This is a genomic window from Mycobacterium marseillense (assembly GCF_010731675.1).
Lineage (GTDB): Bacteria > Actinomycetota > Actinomycetes > Mycobacteriales > Mycobacteriaceae > Mycobacterium > Mycobacterium marseillense.
Genome location: NZ_AP022584.1, coordinates 1559224 through 1584795, shown reverse-complemented (window position 1 = coordinate 1584795; position 25572 = coordinate 1559224). Strand labels below are relative to the sequence as shown.

Below are 25572 nucleotides of genomic sequence, written 5' to 3'. Positions count from 1 at the left end.
CTTCTTCGCTGAGGGCGTTGAGCGTCCCGTCGTCCGGGCAATGAGAAACGCGAGGACCACCTAGACGGTTGACCGGGGGATCGGGATCTCGGCCGTCGGAGCGTCCGCGTCGTCGTCGTGCAACAGGGTGCGCACCGACGGGCGGGTGCCCACCGAGCGCAGCAGCAGGCTGGCCGGGCGCGGCCGAACCAATAGCGGCCACCAGAACCAACGCCCGAGCAGCGCCGCGATGGTGGGCGTCATGAACGATCGCACGATCAAGGTGTCGAACATCAGGCCCAAGCCGATCGTGGTACCGACCTGACCGATAATGCGCAAATCGCTGACCACCATCGATGCCATGGTGAATGCGAACACCAGGCCAGCGTTCGTCACGACCTTCCCGGTGCCGCCCATCGCGCGGATGATGCCCGTATTGATGCCGGCGGCTATTTCCTCTTTCATGCGGGACACCAGCAGCAGGTTGTAGTCCGAGCCGACCGCCAACAAGACGATGACCGACATGGGCAGCACCATCCAGTACAGCTCGATGCCGAAGATGTACTGCCAGATCAGCACCGACAGCCCGAACGAGGCACCCAACGACAGGGTCACCGTGCCCACGATGACCAGGGCGGCCACAAAACTACGGGTAATGATGAGCATGATGATGAAAATCAGACACAGCGCACCGACGCCGGCAATCAAAAGGTCGTAGGTCGAACCGTCCCGGAAGTCCTTGAAAGTGGACGCGGTACCCGCGATGTTGATCTTGGCGCTTTCGAGCGGCGTGTTCTTGAGCGCTTCCTCCGCCGCCTGCCTGATCTTGTCGATGCGGCCCACGCTTTCAGACGTTGCCGGGTCACCGCGGTGGGAAATGATGAAGCGGGCGGCCTTTCCGTCCGGCGACAGGAATTGGCTCATCGCTTTCTTGAAGTCCGCATTGTCGAAGATATCCGGTGGCAGATAGAACGAGTCGTCGTTCTTGGAGGCGTCGAACGCCTCCCCCATGGCAACGGCGTCCTTGTTGTTGCTGTCCATCTGGCCGATGATCCCGGACATGGTGCTGTGGTTGGTCAGCATCATGCTCCGCATGTCCTCCGACATCGCAATCATCGGCGGGTATTGCTCGAGCAGCTGCGGCATCAGCTTGTCCATATGATCGAGATCTCCGAGGAGCTGCGTCAATTTGTCGCTGAGCGTATCGACGCCGTCGAGCGTTTCGAAAATATTCCTCAACGACCAACATATCGGGATGTCGTAGCAGTGCTTTTCCCAGTAAAAGTAGCTGCGCAGTGGCCGAAAGAAATCCTCGAAATCCGACATATGGCCCCGCAGCTCGTAAAGGACCTCGGCCATCTCTTTGGTCTTGACGATGGTGTCATGCGTGATGTCGGTCATGCGCTTCTGCAACGAATAGATGCGCTTCATCAGCTCGATTTGCTTGGCCATCATGTCCGCCTGGACGAGCATGTCGTCCATACGCAGCTGCATATATTTGATGTCTTGACTCATCATCGCCTGCTGCATGCTGAGCAGGAACGGGATCGACGTGTGCTGGATCGGCGTTCCCTCCGGCCGCGTGATGCCTTGCACACGCGAAATGCCATGAACCGCGAAGATTGCCTTGGCAAGCCTATGCAGCACCAGGAAGTCCGCCGAATTCCGCATGTCGTGATCGGCCTCGATCATCACGATTTCGGGCATCATGCGCGATTGATTGAAATGACGGTCGGCGGCAGCGTACCCGACGTTGGCGGGAACACTGTTGGGCATATACAGCCGGTTGTTGTAGCTCGTCTTATAGCCGGGCAAAGTGGCCAGACCCACAATGGCGATCGCAATTGTCGCGCACAGGATGGGTGCGGGCCAGCGGACGATTGCCGTGCCGATCCGCCGCCAGCGACCGAACCCGATCGTGCGCGTCGGGTCGAACAACCCGACGCCCCCGCCGACGGTCAGAACCGCCGGAACCAGCGTCAGGGCTATCACGACCGAAATCAGCATGCCCAAAGAGCAAGGCAAGCCCATCGTTTGGAAGATGGGCATGCGGGTGAAGCTCAGGCACAGCATGGCCCCGGCGATCGTCAGACCGGAACCCAAGACCACGGGGGAGACGCTGCGATAAGTGGTGAAGAACGCGGTTTCCCGGTCCTCGCCAGCCTGCCGCGCCTCTTGATAGCGGCCGAAGAAGAAGATCGCATAGTCGGTCCCGGCCGCCATCGCCAATGCCACCAGCAAGTTGACGGCAAATGTGGATAGGGCGATGAGGTTGTGATCGGCGATAAAGGCAATGACACCGCGCGCGGCAAAGACCTCGATGCCCACCGTGAGCAACAACAGGATCACGGTGACGACCGAGCGGTACACCAAGAGCAGCACGATGAAAATGATCAAGGCGCCGATCATGGTCATCTTCAGAATGGATCGGTCACCCGCGAGCTGCATATCGGAAAAAAGCGCTGCGGGGCCGGTGACATAGGCCTGAATTCCGGGAGGCGGTGGCGTCCGCGCGATGATGTCGCGGATCGCCGCCACAGATTCCTGCCCCTGGGTCGTGCCCTGATTGCCGGCCAGATTCAACTGCACATAGACGGCCTTGCCGTCGGGACTTTGCGCGCCCGCCGCGGTGAGGCGGTCTCCCCATAAATCCTGAACATGCTCGATGTGCTTGGTGTCGGCTTTGAGCTCGCGCACCAATTTGTCGTAGTACGCGTGCGCCGAGTCTCCGAGCTGCTGCTGCCCCTCGATCACCAGCATCGCGAAACTGTCCGAGTCGGACTCCTTGAAGTCCCTGCCCATGCGCTGCATGGCCTGGACCGCCGGGGCGTCCTGAGGGGCCAGCGGCACCGAATGCTGTTGGCCCACGATCTCGAGCCGCGGGACGCCGAAGGTCACCAGCAGAGTCAGGGCCACCCACCCGATGATGATGAGCGCCGAAAAACGACGGATGTTCCGGGCGACGCGGGGAGGCCGAGTCCCTTGGGTCGTCATGCGGCCCCCAGGAGGCCGGCGGCGCTATTGCCCAGTGTCACGATGTTCCCCACGATTGCTGTTCCCATCCTGAAGTGGAAAGCCGCCACTTACTGCGACTGCTTCAGCAGCAACGAACGCACCAACGGACGAGGACCCGTGGGCCGCAGCATCGTGCTCGCGGGGCGGGGGCGCACCAACTGTGGCCACCAGAACCAACGCCCGAGCAGCGCGGCGACGGCCGGCGTCATGAACGCCCGCACGATCAACGTGTCGAACAGCAGGCCCAGCCCGATCGTCGTGCCCACCTGGCCGATGCTGCGCAGATCGCTGACCACCATCGATGCCATGGTGAACGCGAACACCAAGCCGGCATTCGTCACGACCTTCCCGGTGCCGCCCATGGCGCGAATGATGCCCGTATGGATTCCGGCGGCCAGTTCCTCCTTCATGCGGGAGACCAGCAGCAGGTTGTAGTCGGAACCCACCGCCAACAGCACGATCACCGAGGTAGAGAGCACCGTCCAGTGCAATTGCATGCCGAGCAGGTACTGCCAGACCAACACGGACAGACCGAAGGACGCGCCAAGCGAGAGCAAAACCGTCCCGACGATCACCATGGCGGCGATGAAACTTCGCGTCATGATCAGCATGATGATGAAAATGAGGCATAGCGCCGAGACCCCGGCGATCAACAGGTCGAATTTGGATCCGTCCACCAGATCTTTGGTGATCGCCGCCGTACCGGTGAGGTAGATCTTGGCGTTTTCGAGAGGGGTCCCCTTGAGCGACTCTTCGGCCGCCGTCTTGATCTGTTCCACCCGCGAGAGGCCCTCGGGTGTCGCCGGGTCGCCCCGCTGCGAGATGAGCAGGCGGAAGTCCTTCCCGTCCGGCGACATGAACACCTTTTCGACCCGCTTGAAGGATTCGGAGCCGTTGATGATCCCCGGCGGAAGGTAGAACGAATCGTCGTTTCTGGAGGCGTCGAAAGCCTGCCCCATGATGCTCGGATCCTTGGAGCTCGAATCCATCTGGCCCATAACGCCGGACATGGTGCTGTGCATCGTCAGCATCATGCTGCGCATGCCGGACATCGTTTCGATCATGGGCGGTATCTGCATGACCAGTTGCGGCAGGATCGCATCGAGCTGGTCGAGGTTCTTGACCATCTCGGCCAGTTTGTCGCTGATCTCATCTACGCCGTCGAGGGAATCAAAGATCGATCTCAGCGAGAAACAAACCGGGATGTCGTAGCAGTGCTTTTCCCAGTAGAAGTAACTGCGAAGGGGCCGGAAGAAGTCCTCGAAATCCGAGATGTGGTCGCGCAACTCTGACGTGATGTCCTGCATTTCATGTGTCGTCTGGACCATATGGTGAGTCGTGGAGACGAGCTCTTTCATCAGATCCAGCATGTGCTGCATGATGCCGATCATTTTTCCCAGCTCGTTGGCCTGGACAAGCATGTCGTTCATGCGGTCTTTTTGAAAGGCCATATTCTGCATCTGGCTGGCCTGACCCATGCTGATGATCCACGGGATCGTGGTGTGCTGCAGGGGAACACCTTCGGGACGGGTGACGGTTTGCACCGTGGCAATTCCCGGGACCCCCAGCACGGCCTTCGCGAGTTTGTTGATCACCAACATGTCGGTCGGATTGCGCAAATCATGGTCGGTCTCGACCAACAGAATCTCGGGCATCTGCATCCGCTGACCGGGAAAGTGGCGCGCCGCCGCCGCATACCCGACATTGGCGGGGATGCTTTGCGGAATGAATTTCTGGTCGTCGTAGCTGGGGTGGTAATTCGGCAAGGCCAACAGCCCGATCAGCGCGACGGCCAGCGAGGCGACCAGGATGGGTGCCGGCCACCGAACGATGGCCGTACCGATCCGTCGCCACCGACGGGCCGAGACCGCCCGCCGCGGCTCGAACAGGCCGAACCGGGCGCCGGCGGCCAGCAGCGCCGGTCCCAATGTCAGCGCGACCAGCACCGCAACCGCGATACCGACCGCACAGGGGATACCGAGTGGCTGGAAATAGGGAAGGCGAGTGAAGCTGAGGCAGAGCACCGCGCCCGCGATCGTCAATCCGGATGCCAACACGACCTTGGCGACGCCGGCGTACGTGGTGTAGAAGGCCTCTTCCCGGCTTTCACCGGCCTGCCGAGCCTCTTGATATCGGCCGACGAAGAAAATGCCGTAGTCGGTCCCCGTCGCGATGACGGCCGCGACCAATAGGTTGACGGCAAAAGTCGTAAGGCCGACCAGCCCGAGATGCCCGAGAAGCGCGACCATTCCGCGCGCGATCTGCAATTCCAAGCCGACGATGAGCAACAAAAGAATGACGGTGACAATTGACCGGTAAACAAAGAGCAACGTCAAGAAGATCACGCAAAGGCTCGCCAGCGTAACCAGCATGACCGTCTTCGCGCCGGCGATGTTCATGTCCGCGATGATGGCCGCGGGACCGGTCACATAGACCTTCAGCCCGGGCGGGGGAGAAGCCTGCTGCACGATCTTTCTGATTGCGGCCACAGATTCGTCGCCCGCCGCCGCGCCCGCGTTTCCGTTCAGGTTCACCTGGACATAGGCGGCCTTGCCGTCCTGGCTTTGCGCGGCGCCGCGGGTCAGCGGATCGCCCCAGAAATCCTGGACGTGCTGCACATGCGTGTGGTCGGCCTCCAAAAGCCGAACCAAACGCGTGTAATACGTGTGCGCGTCGTCGCCCAGTTGCTGCTGGCCCTCCAGCAGAACCATGGCCAAAGCGCCGGTATTGGTCTCCTTGAAATCCTCGCCCAGGCGTTCCATCGCCTTGAACGACGGCGCCCCCAGGGGGCTGAGCGATACCGCATGCTCGGCCGACACCTGCTCCAGCGAGGGGACGGCGACGCTGATGAGGACGGCAATGCCGAGCCAACCCAAGATGATGGGCACCGACAACCGGTGGATCAGCCGCGCCGCCCGTGATCGCGCGGCCGGCTGCTGTGTCTCCAGTTGTTCGGTGCTCATGTGGCGGTCAACACGCAGTAGGTGAATGCGTTCAATTGGTGCGAGATCCTCTCGGTTTTGACAACGCCGTCAACTACGATGCGGCAGCCAAGAGTGTCGCTATTGCCCTGCGCCACTACGTTTCCCACGATTGACGGCAACGTCGTCGAGATGTCGAACGTCCACGGCAACACGATGCCATTGATGTGGTTCGGCTCGCCGTTGGCGTCAAAGTAGCTGATGTCGGCCATCGTCCCCGCCGGGCCGAAGACTTCGTACTTCACGTGCTTGGGATTGAAAGGCTTGGTGTCCTGTTGCCTGGTGTCGGCGTAGGAAGGGCGGTGCTCGGAGCCGAAAACGCCGTGCAACCGCGAAACGGTCATGCCCCCGGCAATGACCACGGCCACGATCACCAATGGGATCCACAGGCGCTTGAGAAGACCGAAAGCCGCTGCTCCCTTTTGGGGCCGAGTCGTTTGACGGCCACCTTGCTGCGTGGGTTCAGATGAGGATCGGCGACCAAAGCCGAGGAAACCGCGTCCCCGGCCAGACGGTTGGCTAATGTCTCGTCCTTCCGCGATGGTGTTGTCGGGCCGGGCCCGCACATCGGAGTCGACCACTGCACCCCCTTCAGCCGTCTTCACGTCCGCGCGGGCTTCGCCACCCGAACATGCAACTACAGACCGGTAGCAACACGCCAGACTGCGGCGCCTCGAATGCGGTGCACGTCGCCGACCAGTCGTGTCTCCGTCACCTCATGCGAGCCCCGCCCCCGGGGAGCGCGACCAGGTCTTGACGAGTAAACCACGCCCGTCGCTTCCGTATCAGTACTTTGGCAACGCGATACGGGATCGTGACCGACACGACCTGCGTAAACAGCGTTTTGCCGACCGATCCGCCCGCGCAGTGTCGCCCACGCCGCCCAACCACCTAAGCACAGCACTCCTTACGTGTCACTGGCCCGGATGGTTCACGACGCCCGCCGGGAGCTGGCAGGTTTGCCTCCGGGTGATTTTCGTGCCCCTCACCAGTTCGGCTAGGATGTGTGTCGACAAGCACAATAACTTCATCGGCCTGAAGGACGTGCCTGCCCCAATAGCGACATTTCGCAACCAACGCCATTGATGCAGGTCACTGCAGCGAATTCAGGGGCATCGGGGCCCCTTCGCACACCAATCATTCGATGGCGTAAAGACCCTTCTAGGCCACACCAGGAACTTTGACCAAACCACGGGCGAGCGCTCAGCAGCTCAACTATGGTTTGGACCTGTTCCACTCATGTCCACTATGTATCTGGAGAATTGTGAGCATCAATCCATTCGACGACGACAACGGCAGCTTTTTCGTCCTGGTGAACGACGAGGAGCAACACAGCTTGTGGCCGGCCTTCGCCGATGTTCCAGCGGGCTGGCGAGTGGTGCACGGGGAAGCCGACCGAGCTGCGTGTTTGGAGTACATCGAGCAACATTGGCCCGACATCAGGCCGAAGAGCCTGCGGGACAAGCTCGCAACGGGTCGGGGTTTTGACCAGTAACCAGCCGGGGTACGGGGCGGGTGGGTGGAGACTTGGGGGAGTCGATGGCGAGGGATGATCGGACGCTGCCACTGACACGGGGTCAGCTTGACATCTGGCTATCCCAAGAAGCCGGCTTCGCCGGCACCCAGTGGCAGCTCGGCCTCCTGGTCAAGATCGACGGCCCGGTCCATCGGGACGCTTTTCAGCAGGCACTCACCCAAGCGGTCGGCGAGGCCGAACCAGGTCGGGTCTCGTTCTTCGAGGTCGACGGCCAGGTGGTCCAGAAGCCGATCGACTACCCGCACGTCGAGCTGGAGTTTCACGACCTCACGGACGCCGCGGACCCGGTGCAGGAAGCCCGCGAGATGTCGTCTGCCATCCAGCGCACCCCGATGCCGTTGAACGGCCAAATGTTCAAATTCGTGCTCTTTCAAACGGGGCACGAGGAATTCTATTTGTTTGGTTGCTGCCACCACATCGCCATCGACGGCCTGGGCATGGCCCTGGTGTGCCGCCGGGTGGCGACTATTTATTCGGCGATGGTGGCGGGAAAGCCAATCCCCGACGCCTACTTCGGTTCGGCGCAGGACCTGGTCGACCTCGAGTCGGGGTACGAGGCCTCCGAGGACTACCTCGAGGACAAGGCCTACTGGAGCGAGCACCTTCCGCCGGAGAGCGGGCCGGTCGACCGGCTACCGGATGCGGGCACCGAGCAAGACCACTACTCGCCGTCCGCGTCGGTCCAGCTGGACCCCTCGGTCGCCAACCGGATCAAGGAGCTGTCCAAAAAGCTGGCCATCCGCCGGTTTTCGGTCACCACCGCCGCGTGCGCCCTGTTGGTGCGCGGATGGTCGGGCAGCGGTTCGGAGGTGGCGCTGGACTTCCCGGTCAGCCGGCGCGTGACTCCAGAGTCGAAGACGCTTCCCGCGATGCTGGCGGGCGTCGTGCCGCTGGTGCTGGCGACCGAGCCGCAGACGACGGTCGCCGACTTCTGCAAGCACGTGGACAAGCGGATCCGCGAACTACTGCAGCACCAGCGCTTCCCGGTGCACACCCTCGAGGGTGACGGGCTGCGGCAGGCGCCCAACCGCGTCGGGATCAACTTCATCCCGTCGCGGCTGACCCTGGACCTGGCCGGATCGCCGGCGACGGCGTCGTACACGAACCATGGCCCCGTCGGGCACTTCGGCATGTTCTTCCTCGGCGCCGGTGACCAGCTGTTCCTCAGCACCGCGGGTCCGGGTCAACCGTTCGCCAGTTTCGGCGTCGCCGACCTGGCGGGCCGGCTGCAGCAGATCCTGGCCGCCATGACCGCCGACCCGGAACGGCCACTGTCGTCGATCGAGCTGCTGACCCCCGACGAGCCCGCGCTCATCGACCAGTGGAGCAACCGGCCGGCGTTGGCCGAGCCCGCGCCCGCCCCGGTGTCGATTCCGGCCGCGTTCGCCGAGCACGTGCAGGCCGCGCCCGAGGCGCTGGCCGTGACATTCCGCGACCACTCGCTGACCTACGCGGAGCTCGACGAGGCGTCCAACCGGTTGGGGCACTTGCTCGCCGACCATGGAGTGGGCCCGGGTGACTGCGTCGCGGTGTTGTTTCCCCGCTGCGCGGATGCCATCGTCTCGATGCTGGCGGTGCTCAAGACCGGGGCGGCCTACGTGCCGATCGACCCGGCGCACGCGTCGTCGCGGATGGACTTCGTGCTCGAGGACGCCGCACCCCGCGCGGTGATCACCTCGGCGGAGTTGCGGCCGCGGCTCGACGGCCATGACGTTTTCGTCGTCGACGTGCACGACCCGGCCATCGACACCCAACCCAGCACCGCGCTGCCGAACCCGGCCCCCGAGAACGTCGCCTACATCATCTACACCTCCGGAACGACCGGAACCCCCAAAGGCGTCGCCATTCCGCACCTCAACGTCACGTGGCTGACCGAGTCGCTCGACGCCGCCCTGCCGCCGGGAGATGTCTGGACGCAAAGCCATTCCTCGTCCTTCGACTTCTCGGTGTGGGAGATCTTCGGCGCGCTGCTCCGCGGCAGGCGGCTGCTGGTGGTGCCCGAATCGGTCGCGTCCTCCCCGCAGGACTTCCACGACCTGCTGGTCGCGGAGAAAGTCAGCGTCCTGACGCAGACACCGTCGGCGGTGGCGATGCTGCCGGCCGAGGGCCTCGAATCCACGGCGCTGGTGGTGGCCGGCGAGGCCTGCCCGACCGACGTCGTCGACCGGTGGGCGGCGCCCGGGCGGGTGATGATCGATGCCTACGGCCCGACCGAGACCACGGTCTGCGCGTCGATCAGCACACCCCTCGAGCCCGGCTCACCGGTGGTGCCGATCGGCTCCCCGATACCCGGGGCGGCGATGTTCGTCCTCGACAAGTGGCTGCAGCCGGTGCCCGCCGGTGTGGTCGGCGAGTTGTACCTGGCGGGTCGCGGCGTCGGGCACGGCTACGTGCGCCGGCCCGGCCTGACGGCGTCGCGGTTCGTGGCCAACCCGTTCGGCGGTCCCGGGGCGCGCATGTATCGCACCGGGGACGTGGTGTGCTGGGGTCCCGACGGGCAGCTGCAGTACCTGGGTCGCGCCGACGAGCAGGTCAAGATCCGCGGCTACCGCATCGAACTCGGCGAGATCCAAGCGGTGTTGGCCGGTCTCGACGGGGTGGACCAGGCGGCGGTGATCGCCCGCGAGGACCGCCCCGGCGACAAGCGCCTGGTCGGCTACATCACCGGAACCGCCGACCCCGCGGCGCTGCGCGCCCAACTGGCCGAAAAGCTTCCGCCCTACATGGTGCCGACCGCGGTCATGGTGCTCGACGCCTTGCCGTTGACCGGCAACGGCAAGCTCGACAAGCGCGCCCTGCCCTCGCCGGAATACACGGCGAGCGAGTACCGGGCGCCGGCCGACGCGATCGAGGAGATCCTGGCCGACATCTACGCCCAGGTGCTGGGTGTGGAGCGCATCGGTGTGGACGACTCGTTCTTCGACCTCGGTGGCGACAGCATCTTGTCGATGCAGGTGGTCTCCCGCGCCCGGGCGGCCGGCGTGATCTGCCGCCCCCGGGATGTATTCGTCGAGCAGACGGTGGCCCGGCTGGCGCGGGTGTCCGAAGTGGCGGTCGACGGCGAACTCGGCGCCGCCGACGAGGGGATCGGTCCCGTGGTGGCCACCCCGATCATGCGGTGGCTGCAGACCATCGACGGCCCGATCGACGAGTTCAACCAGGCCATGGTGCTGGCGGCGCCCGCGGATGTGAGCGCCGACGACGTGGCGGTGGTGCTGCAGGCCGTGCTGGATCGCCATCCGATGCTGCGGCTGCGCGTGCAGGACGACGGCGCCGGCGGCTGGTCGCTCGAGGCGCCCGAGGCCGGCTCGGTGCAGGCCGCAGACTGCCTACGCACGGTCGACGCGCTCTCCGACGCGGAGTTGGTCGAGGCCCGTTCCCGGCTCAATGTGGCCGACGGCGTCCTGGTCAGCGCGGTATGGGCAAGTGCGACAAACCAATTGGCGTTGATCATCCACCACCTGGCCGTCGACGGTGTCTCGTGGCGAACCCTGATCGAGGACCTCAACATCGCCTGGGTCCAGCATCACAACGCCCAGCCGGTGGCGCTGCAGGCGCCCGGCACCTCGTTCGCCCGGTGGTCGTCGCTGCTGGCCGAGCACGCCAAGGATCCGGCGGTCCTCGAGCACGCCGACACGTGGCGGGAAGTGGCCGCCACCCCGCCGGCGCTACCGGCCGCCGGACCGGAGGACACCTACGCGAACGCCGGACAGTTGTCGGCGTCGCTGGACGTCGAGACGACCCGCCTGCTGCTGGGGGAGGTGCCCGCGGCGTTCCACGCCGGCGTGCAGGACATCCTGTTGATCGCGTTCGGGTTGGCGTTCACCGAATTCCTGGGGTCCGTGGGGACCGGGACGCCGATCGGCATCGACATCGAAGGGCACGGGCGCAACGAAGAAATCGCGTCCCGCATCGATCTGTCCCGCACCGTCGGTTGGTTCACCACCAAATACCCTGCGGCGCTGTCGATTACCGGCGGGCTTAACTGGTCGAAGGTGACCGCCGGGGACGCCGCGCTGGGCGCGGTGATCAAGGACGCCAAGGAACAACTGCGCGCCCTGCCCGACGGGCTGACCTACGGGCTGCTGCGCTACCTGAACACCGAGGTCGGCCTGCAGGGACCGGACCCCGTGATCGGGTTCAACTATCTGGGCCGATTGGCCGCGGGGGCCGACCTCTCCGACGACTTGTGGCGCGTCAGCGAGGACAGCCTGGCCTCGGCCGCGATCGCGACGGCGGTGGCGATGCCGTTGGCGCACACCGTGGAACTCAACGCCGGCACCATGGACACCACGGACGGCCCGCTCCTGCACGCCAACTGGAGGTGGGCGACCTCGGCGCTGACCGACGACCAAGTAAACCGGTTGAGCCAGTTATGGTTTGAGGCCCTGAACGGCATCTGCACGCACGTGCGCGCCGGCGGCGGCGGGTTGACCCCGTCCGACATCGCGCCGGCCCGCCTGGACCAGCGGCAGATCGACGAGCTGTGCCGGCAGCACCAGATCGCCGACGTGCTGCCGCTGAGCCCGGTGCAGCAGGGGTTGTTGTTCCACACCAGCTTCGCCGCCGAGCTCGAAGACCTCTACGCGGTGCAGCTGGGCATCACCGTGAGCGGCAGCCTGGATCAGCACCGGCTGCGCGGGGCCGTGCAGACCGCCGTCAACCGCCACCCCAACCTGGTGGCCCGGTTCTTCGACGAATTCGGCGAGCCCGTGCAGATCATCCCCGCCGAGCCGGTAATGGCTTGGCGCTACCTCGAATTGGACGGCGGCGACTCGGACCAACAGGCCCAACAGCTCGAGGCGGTGGCCGCCGACGAACGCACCGCCGTGTGCGACCTGGCCGGCCAACCCGCCTTCCGGGCCGCGCTCATCCGCATCGCCGACGACCGGCACCGCCTGCTGTTCACCATCCACCACATCGTGATCGACGGCTGGTCGCTGCCGGTCCTGCTGCGGGAGGTCTTCGCGGGCTATTACGGGCAACGGCTGCCCGCGCCGCCGTCGTACCGCGGCTACCTGATGTGGCTGACCGCCCAGGATCACGCCGCCGCGCAAGCGGCGTGGCGCGAGGCGCTGGACGGGTTCGAGGCGCCCACCCTGGTGGCCGCGCCCGGCAAGATCGGGCGGCGCGCCGTTGCCACCTACACGGTTTCGGCCGACACCACCCGTGCGCTCGGCGAGCTGGCCCGCTCCAGCCGCACCACCATCAGCACGGTTCTGCAGGGCGCGTGGGCGCAGCTGCTGACATGGCTGACCGGCCAGCACGACGTCGCCTTCGGCGCCGCGGTCTCGGGCCGGCCCACCGAATTGGCCGACGCCGACGCGATGGTCGGGCTGCTGATCAACACCGTGCCGGTGCGGGCCAACATCGCCGCCGCGACCACCGTCGTCGACCTGCTCGAGCAGCTGCAGCGGGCCCACGCCGAGACCCTCGAGCATGAACACCTGGCGCTCAACGAGATTCACCGCGTCACCGGGCACGACCAGCTGTTCGACACCCTGTTCCTCTACGAGAACTACCCGATCGACGCGGGTGCGCTGCTGGGTGTCCAGGAGCTGGCCGTCACCGAGTTCAGCAGTCGCGAGTTCAACCACTACCCGCTGTCGGTCGTGGCTACGCCGGGCCACGAACTGAGCCTGCGCGTCGAGTACGACACCGAGGTGTTCGACGGCTCCGCCATCGAGAGGCTGATCGAGCGGCTGCGCCACGTGATGACGGCCATGACCGCCGATCCCGCGCAACGACTTTCGTCGATCGATCTGCTCGACCCCGCCGAACACGAACGGCTGGACGAGTGGGGCAACCGGGCCGTGCTGGCCCGGCGGCCCACCGGGCAGGAGTCGATCCCGGCGCTGTTCGCCGCGCAGGTCGCCCGCGCCGCCGACGCGGTCGCGATCACCTGCGGCGAGCGGTCGTTCACCTACCGCGAGGTCGACGAGTCGGCAAACCGGTTGGCGCACTTGCTCGTTGCCCAGGGCGCGGGCCCGGGCCAGCGGGTCGCGGTCGTGATCCCGCGGTCGGCCGAAGCGGTGATCGCGATCTTCGCGGTCCTCAAGACCGGGGCCGCCTACGTGCCGATCGACCCGAGCGTGCCCGCGGCGCGCCTGGAGTTCGTGCTCGGTGACGCCGCCCCGATCGCGGCGGTCACCACCGCCGAGGTGCGCCCGCAGTTGGGCGGTTTCACCGGGCAGATCGTCGACATCGACAACCCCGCCATGGCCGACCAGCCGGCAACCGGCCTGCCGGTGCCCGCACCGGACAACATCGCCTACATCATTTACACCTCCGGCACGACGGGAACGCCCAAGGGCGTCGCGATCCCGCACCGCAACGTCACGTTGCTGCTGGAGACACTGGATGCTCAGCTGGGGTTGGGCCAGGTGTGGACGCAATGTCACTCGCTGGCGTTTGACTTCTCGGTGTGGGAGGTCTTCGGGTCACTGCTGTACGGCGGTCGCCTCGTGATGGTGCCCGACGCGGTGGTGCGTTCGGCAGAAGACTTGCACGCCTTGCTGGTTCGCGAGCAGGTCAGCGTGCTCAGCCAGACTCCCTCGGCGTTCTACGCGCTGCAAAGCGCCGACGCGTTGGCGCCCGAGCTCGGTGAGCAGCTGAAGTTGCAGACGGTCGTGTTCGGTGGGGAGGCCCTAGAGCCGCACCGCTTGTCGACGTGGCTGCATCACCACCCCGGCCTGCCGCGGATGATCAACATGTACGGCATCACCGAGACCACGGTGCACGCCTCGTTCCGCGAAATTCTCGAGGGCGACGTCGACAACAACGTCAGCCCCATCGGGGTGCCGCTGGCCAACCTCGGGTTCTTCGTGCTCGACGGCTGGCTGCGTCCGGTGCCCGTCGGGGTGGTCGGCGAGTTGTACGTCGCCGGCGGCGGATTGGCCACCGGCTACGTCGGCCGCCCGGGGCTGTCGGCCACTCGATTCGTGGCTTGCCCCCATGGGGCCCCCGGGGCGCGCATGTACCGCACCGGCGACCTCGTCCGCTGGAGCGCCGACGGGCAGCTGCAGTACATGGGGCGTGCCGACGAACAGGTCAAGATCCGCGGCTACCGCATCGAACTCGGCGAGATCCAGGCCGCACTCGCCGCGCTGGACGGCGTCGAACACGCCGCCGTGATCGCTCGCGAGGACCGCCCGGGCGACAAGCGGCTCGTCGGCTACGTGACCGGCACCGCCGACCCGGCCGAGGCCCGGGCCCAACTCACCGAACGCCTGCCCGGGTACATGGTGCCGTCCGCGGTGGTGGTGCTCGACTCGTTGCCGTTGACGGTCAACGGCAAGCTCGACACCCGCGCCCTGCCGGCGCCCGAGTACTCCGACGTCGACCGGTACCGGGCCCCGGCGAGCGCCATCGAGGAGATCCTGGCCGGCATCTACGCCCAGGTGCTGGGCGTGGAGCGCGTCGGCGTCGACGACTCCTTCTTCGACCTGGGCGGAGACAGCATCCTGTCGATGCAGGTGGTCGCCCGCGCCCGGGCGGCCGGCGTGGTGTGCCGCCCCCGGGACGTCTTCACCGAGCAGACGGTCGCGCGCCTGGCGCGGGTCGCCACGATCGCCAGCCCCGAAGACGACGTCGTCGACGAGGGGACCGGGCCGGTGGTGGCCACCCCGATCATGCGCTGGCTGCAGAACATGGACGGTCCCGTCGAGCAGTTCAACCAGACGATGGTGCTGGCGGTCCCCGCCGGCGTCACCGGCGACGACGTGACGGTGGTGCTGCAGGCATTGCTGGACCGGCACGCGATGCTGCGGGTGCGCGTCGAGGACGACGGCCTGGGCGGTTGGTCATTCGAGGTGCCCGAGGCCGGCTCGGTGCAGGCCGGCGACGTGCTCGAGACCGTCGACGTGTTGTCCGAGGCGGCGCTGGTCGACGCCCGGTCGCGGCTGAACCTGGCCGACGGCCTCATGGTGAACGCCGTATGGGCAAGCGAGACAAGCCAATTGGCGTTGATGATCCACCACCTGGCCGTCGACGGTGTGTCGTGGCGGACGCTGATCGAGGACCTCAACATCGCCTGGGCGCAGCACCACAGCGGCCAGCCGGTGGCCCTGCCGGCGGGCGGGACCTCGTTCGCGCGGTGGTCGTCGCTGCTGGAGGAGCACGCGCGCCGCCCCGACGTGGTCGAGCGGGCCGAGGAGTGGCGGCAGGTCGCCGCGATCCCGGCGGTGTTGCCGGCCGCGCAACCCGAGGACACCTACGCGACGGCCGGGCAGCTGTCGGCGACGCTGGACGTCGAGACGACCCGCCTGTTGCTGGCGGAGGTGCCCGCGGCGTTTCACGCTGGGGTGCAAGACATTTTGCTGATCGCCTTCGGGTTGGCGTGGACGCAGTTCGTCGGCACCGGCGCGCCGATCGCGATCGACGTGGAGGGCCACGGCCGCAGCGAGGAACTGGGTCCGCAGGTGGACCTGTCGCGCACCGTGGGGTGGTTCACCGCCAAGTACCCGGTGTCGCTGCGCGTCGGCGGCCTGTCGTGGGGCCAGGTGATCGGCGGGGACGCCGAGCTGGGTCCGGTCATCAAGGACGCCAAGGAGCAACTGCGCGGCCTGCCCGACGGCCTCACCTATGGGTTGCTGCGGTACCTGAATCCCGATGTGGACCTTGGTGATTCGGATCCCGCCATCAGCTTCAACTACCTGGGCCGACTCGGTGGCGGGGCCGCCGACCTGTCGCCCGACCTGTGGCAGCTCAGCGAGGACAGCTTCACGTTGGCCGGTGCGGCCGGAGCGGTGGCCCTGCCGTTGCCGCACACCGTGGAGCTCAACGCCGGCACCATGGACACCGCCGACGGCCCGCACCTGCAGGCCAACTGGACGTGGGCGCTTTCGGCGCTGGACGAAAAGCAGGTCGGCAAGCTCAGCGAGCTGTGGTTCGACGCGCTGGCCGGCATCTGCGCCCACGTGCAGGGCGGCGGCGGCGGGCTGACCCCGTCCGACATCGCGCCCGCCCGGCTGACCCAGCGGGACATCGACGAACTGCAGCAGCAGCACCGCGTCGCCGACGTGCTGCCGCTGACCCCGCTGCAGCAGGGCCTGCTGTTCCACACCGGCACCGCGCAGGGCGGCCAAGACTCCGAAGACCTCTACGCCGTGCAGCTTGACATCTCGCTGAGCGGTGCCATCGACCCCGAGCGGCTGCGCGAGGCGGTGCAGACCGTCATCACCCGTCACCCCAACGTGGTCGCCCGGTTCAGCGAGGACTTCGGCGAGCCGGTCCAGGTCATGTCGGCCGACCCGGACCTGGCCTGGCAGTACGTCGAGCTGGCCGCCGGCAGCGACTTAGACCAGCGGATCGAGCAGCTGTCGGCCGCGGAACGCGTCGCCGTCTGCGACCTGGCGGGCAAAGCGCCGTTCCGGGGCACCCTGATCCGCACCGGGGACGACACCTACCGGTTCGTGCTCACCAACCACCACATCGTGCTCGACGGCTGGTCCAAGCCCGTCCTGCTGCAGGAGATCTTCGCCAGCTACTTCGGCGTGCGCCTGCCCGCCCCGGTGCCCTACCGCAGCTTCATCACGTGGCTGTCCGAGCAGGACCGCACCGCCGCGCAGGCGGCGTGGCGCCAGGTCCTCGCCGGTTTCGACACCCCCACCCTGGTGGGCCCGTCCGGCCGGATGGGGCTCGGGCCGCGTGGCGTCGCCGAATTCCAGGTGTCCGCGGAGACCAGCCGCCTGCTCGGCGAACTGGCCCGCTCGTGTCGCACCACCGTCAGCACGGTGCTGCAGGCGGCCTGGGCGCAGCTGCTGATGTGGCTGACCGGCCAGCACGATGTGGTCTTCGGCACTGCGGTTTCGGGCCGGCCGACCGATTTGGCCGGGTCCGAGGCCATGATCGGCCTGCTGATCAACACCGTTCCGGTCCGGGCGACAATCGGCGCCGAAACCACCATCGCCGACCTACTTGACCAGCTACAAAGCGCCTACACCGACACCCTGGACCACCAGCACCTGGCGCTGAATGAAATCCATCGTGTAACGGGACACGACCAAATTTTCGACACAATGTTCGTGTATGAGAACTATCCCCTCGATACCGCCGCGCTATCGGCCGTGGACGAGTTAACTATTAGGGGATTCACGAATCGGGAATACAACCATTACCCGCTTTCGGTGCAAGCCGTGCCGGGCCATGAAATTGGCCTTCGCGTTGAGTTCGATACCGACGTGTTCGGCGAGGCGAGGATCGAGAAGCTGGTTGAGCGTTTCAAGCGGGTGCTGGAAGCCATGACCGTGGACTTGGAGGAGCAGTCATGACCGTCGGTGCAGGGCGGCGATTGTTGTCGATCGATCTACTGGATGGCGGCGAGCACGACCGACTCGACGAGTGGGGCAACCGGGCGATATTGACCAAGCCGGTCAAGGCGCCGGCGTCCATTCCCGGAATGTTCGCGGCCCAGGTGGCGCGCGCGCCCCAGGCGGTGGCGCTGAGTTTCGACGGCCACTCGATGACGTACCAGGAGCTCGACGAGGCCGCCAACCGGCTGGCGCACCTGCTGGCCGACCAGGGTGCCGGCCCCGGCGAGTGCGTCGCCCTGCTGTTCTCCCGCTCGGCCGAGGCCATCGTCTCGATCCTCGCGGTGCTGAAGACCGGGGCGGCATACCTGCCGATCGACCCCGCCCTGCCGGCCGCCCGGATGGAATTCATGCTCGGCGACGCCACCCCGATCGCCGCGGTCACCACCGCCAGCCTGCGCACCCGGCTGGACGGATTCGACCTGCCGGTCATCGACGTCGACGAGGCCGCGGCCGACAGCCAGCCCAGCAGCGCGCTGCCCGGCCCGGCGCCCGAGGACATCGCCTACATGATCTACACCTCGGGGACCACGGGCGTCCCCAAGGGAGTCGCGGTCACGCACCGCAATGTGACCGAATTCCTGAAGACCCTGCACGCCAAGCTGCCGTCGGGCTCGGGCCAGGTGTGGTCGCAGTGGCACTCGCTGGTGTTCGACGTCTCGGTGTGGGAGATCTGGGGCGCGCTACTGCACGGCGGGCGCCTGGTCGTGGTCCCCGAATCGGTCGCGGGCTCGCCCGACGAGCTGCACGCGCTGCTGGTCTCCGAGAAGGTCAACGTTCTGAGCCAGACCCCGTCCGCGGTCGGAATGCTCTCGCCCGAGGGCCTGGAATCGACCGCCCTGGTGGTGGCCGGCGAGGCCTGCCCGGCCGAGGTCGTCGACCGGTGGGCGCCCGGACGCGTGATGATCAACGCCTACGGCCCGACCGAGGCCACCGTCTACGCCGCGATGAGCGCGCCGCTGGCGGGGGACTCGGGCGCGCCGCCGATCGGCTCGCCGGTGCCCGGCGCGGCGCTGTTCGTCTTGGACAAGTGGTTGCGGCCCGCGCCCGAGGGCGTGGTCGGTGAGCTGTACGTGGCCGGCCGCGGCGTGGCGACGGGATACTCGCGACGCTCCGGCCTGACGGCGTCGCGGTTCGTGGCCTGCCCCTTCGGCGGCCCGGGCGCACGCATGTACCGCACCGGGGACCTGGTGCGCTGGGGCACCGACGGCCAGCTGCAGTACCTTGGCCGCGCCGACGAGCAGGTCAAGATCCGCGGCTACCGCATCGAACTCGGCGAGATCCAGTCGGCCCTGGCCGGCCTCGACGGGGTGGACCAGGCCGCGGTGATCGCCCGCGAGGACCGCCCCGGCGACAAGCGCCTCGTCGGCTACATCACCGGCACCGCCGACCCGGCCGTGCTGCGCACCCAGCTGGGCAAGCGGTTGCCCGCCTACATGGTCCCCGCCGCGGTGGTCGTGCTCGAGGCGCTGCCGTTGACGGTCAACGGCAAGCTCGACAAGCGCGCCCTGCCCGCCCCCGAGTACCACAAGCGCGCCGGCGAATACCGCGCCCCGTCCGACCACACCGAGGAGATCCTGGCCGGCATCTACGCCCAGGTGCTGGGTGTGGAACGGGTGGGTGTCGACGACTCCTTCTTCGACCTCGGCGGCGACAGCATCCTGTCGATGCAGGTCGTGGCCCGCGCCCGGGCCGCCGGCGTGATGTGCCGCCCCCGCGACGTGTTCGTCGAGCAGACGGTGGCCCGGCTGGCCCGCGTGGCCACCGACCGCGACGACGAGGACGACGTGGTCGACGAGGGGATCGGCCCGGTGCTGGCCACCCCGATCATGCGCTGGCTGCAAACCGTGCAAGGCCCGATCGACGACTTCAACCAGACCATGGTGCTGGCGGCGCCCGCGGGCGTCACCGCCGACGAGGTCGTCGTCGTGCTGCAGGCCCTGCTGGACCGCCACCCGATGCTCCGACTGCACGTCGAAGACGACGGCGACGGCGGCTGGAAGTTGCACGCGCCCGACCCGGGCTCGGTGCAGGCCGCCGAGTGCCTGCAATCCGTCGACACCCTGACCGACGCCACGCTGGTCGAGGCGCGGTCGCGCCTGAACCCGGGCGCCGGCGTGATGGTGAGCGCCGTGTGGGCAAGCGAGACAAGCCAATTGGCGTTGATCATCCACCACGTCGCCGTCGACGGTGTGTCGTGGCGGACGCTGATCGAGGACCTCAACATCGCCTGGGCGCAGCACCACAGCGGCCAGCCGGTCGCGTTGCCGGTGGGCGGCACCTCGTTCGCCCGGTGGTCGTCGCTGCTGGCCGAGCACGCGCAGAGCCCGGCGGTGGTCGAGCAGGCTGACGCCTGGCGCGAGGTGGTGGCCACCCCGGCCGTCCTGCCCGCGGTGCGTCCCGAGGAGGACACCTACCAGACGGCCGAGCAGTTGTCGGTGTCGCTGGATGTCGAGACCACCCGCCTGCTGCTGGGTGAGGTGCCCGCGGCGTTCCACGCCGGCGTGCAGGACATCCTGCTGATCGCGTTCGGGATGGCCTGGACGAAATTCCTCGGTTCCAAGGCTGCCGGCACGGCGATCGGCATCGACGTCGAGGGCCACGGGCGCCAGGAAGAGCTGGGACCGCACGTCGACCTGTCGCGCACCGTGGGCTGGTTCACCACCAAGTACCCGGTGGCCCTGACCATCGACGGGCTGGACTGGTCCAGCGTGGTGGACGGCGACGACGCGCTGGGCGCGGCGGTCAAGTCCACCAAGGAGCAGCTGCGCGCCCTGCCCGACGGGCTGACCTACGGCCTGCTGCGCTACCTGAACCCCGACATCGATCTGGGCGGCTCTGACCCGGTGATCGGCTTCAACTACCTGGGACGGCTCGGCGCCGCCGCCGACCTGCCCGGCGAGTTGTGGCGGTTGAGCCCCGACAGCCTGTCGCTGAGCGGCGCGGCCGCGGCGGTGGCGATGCCGCTGATGCACACCGTCGACCTCAACGCCGGCACCATGGACACCGAGGACGGCCCGCACCTGCACGCCAACTGGACGTGGGCGGCCTCGGCGATGAACCGCGAGCAGATCAGCCAGCTGAGCCAGCTGTGGTTCGAGGCCCTGGCCGGCATCTGCACCCACGTGCAGGGCGGTGGCGGCGGGCTGACCCCCTCGGACATCGCGCCGGCGCGCCTGAACCAGCGGCAGATCGACGAGCTGAGCAAGCAGCACCAGGTCGCCGACATCCTGCCCCTGACCCCGCTGCAGCAGGGTCTGCTCTTCCACGCCAGCTTCGCGCAGGACCCGGGCGACGACGTCTACGCGGTCCAGCTCGGCATCACCGTGACCGGCGCCCTGGACTCGCACCGGCTGCACGAGGCGGTGCACACCGTGGTGAACCGCCACCCCAACCTGGCGGCCCGGTTCTGCCCGCAGTTCGGCGAGCCCGTCCAGGTGATCCCCGCCGACCCGGTCATGGCGTGGCGCTACATCCAGCTGGGCCCCGAAGACCTCGACCCCGAGCAGCGCGTCGACGAGCTGTGCGCCGCCGAGCGCGCCGCGGTGAGCGATTTGGCCAACCGGCCGGCATTCCGGGCCGCGCTGATCCGCACCGCGGACAACCGGTACCGGTTCGTGCTCACCAACCACCACATCGTGATGGACGGCTGGTCGCTGCCCATCCTGCTGCGCGAGATCCTGGCCAACTACTACGGCGACCAGCTGCCCGCGCCCGCGACCTACCGCAGCTACCTGACCTGGCTGGCCGGCCAGGACCGCACCGCCGCGCAGGCGGCGTGGCGTGAGGTGCTCGACGGGTTCGAGGCCCCCACCCTGGTGGGTCCGGCGGGCCGCATGCGCCTCGGCCGGCGCGCCGTGGAGTCCTACCGGCTGTCCGCGGAGACCACGCGCGCCCTGGGCGAGCTGGCCCGCTCGTGCCACACCACCGTCAACACCGTGCTGCAGGCCGGGTGGGCGCAGCTGCTGATGCGGCTCACCGGCCACCACGATGTGGCGTTCGGTACCGCCGTCTCCGGTCGGCCCGCCGACCTGGCCGGCGCCGAATCGATGGTGGGCCTGCTGATCAACACCGTCCCGGTGCGTGCCAACGTCGACGCGGAGACCACCGTCGCCGACGTGCTGGACCAGCTGCAGCAGCACCACAACGACACCCTCGAACACGAGCACCTGGCGCTGAGCGAGATCCACCGCGTCACGGGCCACGACGCGCTGTTCGACACCCTGTTCCTCTACGAGAACTACCCGATCGACACCAGCGTGCCGCTGGGCTTCCACGAGCTGGCCATCACCGATGTCACCAACCGCGAGTACAACCACTACCCGTTGTCGGTGATGGCGCTCCCGGGGCGCGAACTGGGCCTGCGCGTCGAATACGACACGGACGTCTTCGACGCGGCCGGCATCGAGAAGATGACCGAGCGCTTCCAGCGGGTGCTCTCGGAGATGACCGTCGACCCCACCCGCCGGCTGATGGCGCTGGACGTCGTCGACGAGGCCGAGCACGAGTTGCTCGACGTGTGGGGCAACCGGTCGGTGCTGAGCGAGCCGGCGACCGGGAAGTCGATCCCCGGCTTGTTCGCCGCGCAGGTGGCCCGCACCCCGGACGCGGCGGCGCTGACGTTCGAGGGCCGCTCGATGACCTACCGGGAGCTCGACGAGGCCGCAAACCGGCTGGCGCACTTGCTGATCGAGGAGGGCGCGGGTCCGGGTGAGCGGGTCGCGCTGCTGTTCTCCCGCTCGGCCGACGCGATCGTCTCGATCCTCGCGGTCCTCAAGACGGGGGCGGCGTACCTGCCGATCGACCCGGCACTGCCGGCCGCGCGGATCGAGTTCCTGCTCACCGACGCCGAGCCGGTCGCCGTGGTCACCGTGACGGGTCTGCGGTCGCGGCTGGAGGGTTGCCGCCCGACGGTCATCGACGTCGACGACCCGGCGCTGGACAGCCAGCCCGGCACCGAGCTGCCGATCCCGTCGTCGGACAACATCGCCTACCTCATCTACACGTCGGGCACGACCGGTGTCCCCAAGGGCGTGGCCGTCACCCACGACAACGTCGCCCAGCTGGTGGAGTCGCTGCACGCCGACCTGCCGGAGGCGGGGGTGTGGGCGCAGTGGCACTCCCTGGTCTTCGACGTGTCGGTGCATGAGATCTGGGGGGCGCTGCTGCACGGCGGCCGCCTGGTCGTGGTGCCCGAATCGGTCGCGGCCTCCCCGGACGAGCTGCACGCGCTGCTGGTCTCCGAAGAGGTCACCGTGCTGAGCCAGACCCCGTCGGCGGTGGGCATGCTCTCGCCGGAGGGCCTGGACTCGACGACGCTGGTCGTGGCGGGCGAGGCCTGCCCGGTCGAGGTCGTCGACCGCTGGGCGTCGGGGCGCGTGATGATCAACGCCTACGGCCCGACCGAGGCCACCGTCTATGCGGCGATGAGCTCGCCGTTGCAGACCGGGGCGGGTTCGGCGCCGATCGGTTCGCCGGTCCCGCGGGCCGCATTGTTCGTGCTCGACCGCTGGCTGCGTCCGGCGCCCGAGGGCGTGGTCGGCGAGCTGTACATCGCCGGTCACGGTGTGGCGACGGGGTATTCGCGCCGGTCCGGCCTGACGGCGTCGCGGTTCGTGGCCTGCCCCTTCGGCGCCCCGGGCGCACGCATGTACCGCACCGGCGACTTGGTCCGGTGGGGCCACGACGGTCAGCTCGAGTACCTGGGCCGCGCCGACGAGCAGGTCAAGATCCGCGGGTATCGCATCGAACTCGGCGAGGTGCAGGCCGCGCTGGCCGGGCTCGACGGGGTCGAGCAGGCGGCGGTGATCGCCCGCGAGGACCGTCCCGGCGACAAGCGGCTGGTCGGTTACATCACCGGCACCGCCGACCCGGTCGGCATCCGCATCCAGCTGGCCGACCGGTTGCCGGCCTACATGGTTCCGGCCGCGGTGGTGGTGCTCGACGCGCTGCCGTTGACGGTCAACGGCAAGCTCGACAAGCGCGCCCTGCCCGCACCCGAGTACCAGAAGCGCGGCGGCGAATACGTCGCCCCGGCCAACCCCACCGAGGAGACCGTCGCCGGTATCTTCGCCCGGGTCCTGGGGATGGAGCGGGTCTCGGTCGAGGACTCCTTCTTCGAGCTCGGCGGCGACTCGCTGTCGGCGATGCGGGTGATCGCCGAGATCAACACCGCCCTCGACGGCGCCCTGTCGGTGCGCACCCTGTTCGACTCGCAGTCCATCCGGGCCCTGAGTCAGCGGATCACCAGCGGCGCCGACACCGAGAACGCCGCGGGCCCGGGCTTCGCGGCGGTGCACGGCGCCGACGCCACCGAGGTGTACGCCCGCGACCTCACGCTGGACAAGTTCATCGACGCAACGACGCTGTCGACCGTGCCGTCGCTGCGCGCTCCCAGCTCCGAGGTGCGGACGGTCCTGCTGACCGGCGCGACCGGCTTCCTCGGTCGCTACCTGGTGCTGGAATGGCTCGAGCAGCTGGAACAGGTCGAGGGCAAGCTGGTCTGCCTGGTGCGGGCCCGCACGGATGAAGATGCCTGGCGCCGGTTGGAGAAGACTTTCGACAGCGGCGACCCGGAACTGCTGCGCCACTTCCAGGAACTGGCCGAAGAGCACCTGCAGGTGGTCGCCGGCGACAAGGGCCAGGCGAATCTTGGCCTGAGCGACGAGACCTGGCGGCAGCTGGCCGACACCGTCGACCTGATCGTGGACTCCGCGGCCGTCGTCAACGGTGTGCTGCCCTACAACGAGCTGTTCACGCCCAACGTCGGCGGCACCGCCGAGCTGATCCGGTTGGCGCTCACCACGAAGATGAAGCCGTACGCGTACGTGTCGACGTCGGACGTGGGGCGCCAGATCGAGCCGTCGGCCTTCACCGAGGACGCCGACATCCGGGTCATCAGCGCCACCCGCGTCATCGACGGCAGCTACGCCAACGGCTACGGCAACAGCAAGTGGGCGGGCGAGGTCCTGCTGCGCGAGGCCCACGACCTGTGCGGCTTGCCGGTCTCGGTGTTCCGCTCCGACATGATCCTGGCCGACACCAGCTACGCCGGCCAGCTCAACGTCGCGGACATCTTCACCCGGATGATCCTGAGCGTCGTGGCCACCGGCTGCGCGCCCAAGTCGTTCTATCAGCTCGACGCCGACGGCAACCGGCAGAGCGCGCACTTCGACGGGCTACCCGTCGAGTTCGTCGCCGAGGCGATCGCCAAGCTGGGCGCCCAGGTGATGGAGGGGTTCGAGACCTACCACGTGATGAACCCGCACGACGACGGCATCGGGCTCGACGAGTACGTCGACTGGCTGATCGAGGCCGGCTACCCGATCGAGCGCGTGGGCGACTTCGGCGAGTGGCTGCAGCGCTTCGAGACCGGCCTGCGCGGCCTGCCGGAACGGCAGCGGCAGAACTCGGTCCTGCAGATGCTGCTGTTGCTGCTGCGCGATCCGAAGAACCTGCAGCCCGCCGAGCCGGCTCGCGGCGCTTTCGCGCCGACCGACCGGTTCCGCGCCGCCGTGCAGGAAGCGAAGGTCGGCTCGGACAACGACATCCCGCACGTGAGTGCGCCGGTGATCGTCAAATACGTCACCGACCTGCAACTGCTCGGTCTGCTCTAACCGCTCGCGGAACTTCAGCGCGGCGTGGTCCCTACGGACCGCGCCGCGCTGCTGTATGCGCGATTGGTGTTAAAGGCGTAACCGGGTCCCCGCCGCCTATCACGCGGCAATAACGGTCGCCGCCGTTGTGGCGG

At 67.5% G+C, this 25572-nt stretch carries 6 protein-coding genes; 3 read left to right on the top strand and 3 right to left on the bottom strand.

The window, feature by feature from the left end:
- Positions 1-60: 60 nt before the first annotated feature.
- From G6N26_RS06710 to G6N26_RS06700, 3 genes are all read right to left on the bottom strand, one after another.
- Positions 61-2973, bottom strand: a complete 2913-nt coding sequence (locus tag G6N26_RS06710; protein ID WP_083018201.1) for an MMPL/RND family transporter — start codon at positions 2971-2973, stop codon at positions 61-63.
- An 89-nt stretch (positions 2974-3062) separates the two neighbouring features.
- A complete protein-coding gene (locus tag G6N26_RS06705; RefSeq protein WP_083018199.1) occupies positions 3063-5957 on the bottom strand; it encodes an MMPL/RND family transporter in 2895 nt (964 codons plus the stop codon).
- On the bottom strand, positions 5954-6319 hold the full coding sequence (locus G6N26_RS06700) for an MmpS family transport accessory protein (protein WP_067173146.1): 366 nt from the start codon (positions 6317-6319) through the stop codon (positions 5954-5956). The genes G6N26_RS06705 and G6N26_RS06700 overlap by 4 nt, the downstream gene beginning before the upstream one ends.
- A gap of 920 nt (positions 6320-7239) precedes the next feature.
- Here G6N26_RS06700 and G6N26_RS06695 point away from each other — a divergent pair.
- From G6N26_RS06695 to G6N26_RS06685, 3 genes are read left to right on the top strand one after another with little or no spacing between them, the layout of a single operon-like run.
- Positions 7240-7470, top strand: a complete 231-nt coding sequence (locus G6N26_RS06695; protein WP_003877688.1) for an MbtH family protein — start codon at positions 7240-7242, stop codon at positions 7468-7470.
- Between the two features lie 44 nt (positions 7471-7514).
- Positions 7515-17783, top strand: a complete 10269-nt coding sequence (locus G6N26_RS06690; RefSeq protein WP_083018286.1) for a non-ribosomal peptide synthetase — start codon at positions 7515-7517, stop codon at positions 17781-17783.
- The gene (locus G6N26_RS06685) at positions 17780-25438 is read left to right on the top strand and encodes a non-ribosomal peptide synthetase (protein ID WP_083018198.1); all 7659 of its coding nucleotides are present in this window, start codon (positions 17780-17782) and stop codon (positions 25436-25438) included. The genes G6N26_RS06690 and G6N26_RS06685 overlap by 4 nt, the downstream gene beginning before the upstream one ends.
- Positions 25439-25572: the final 134 nt, after the last annotated feature.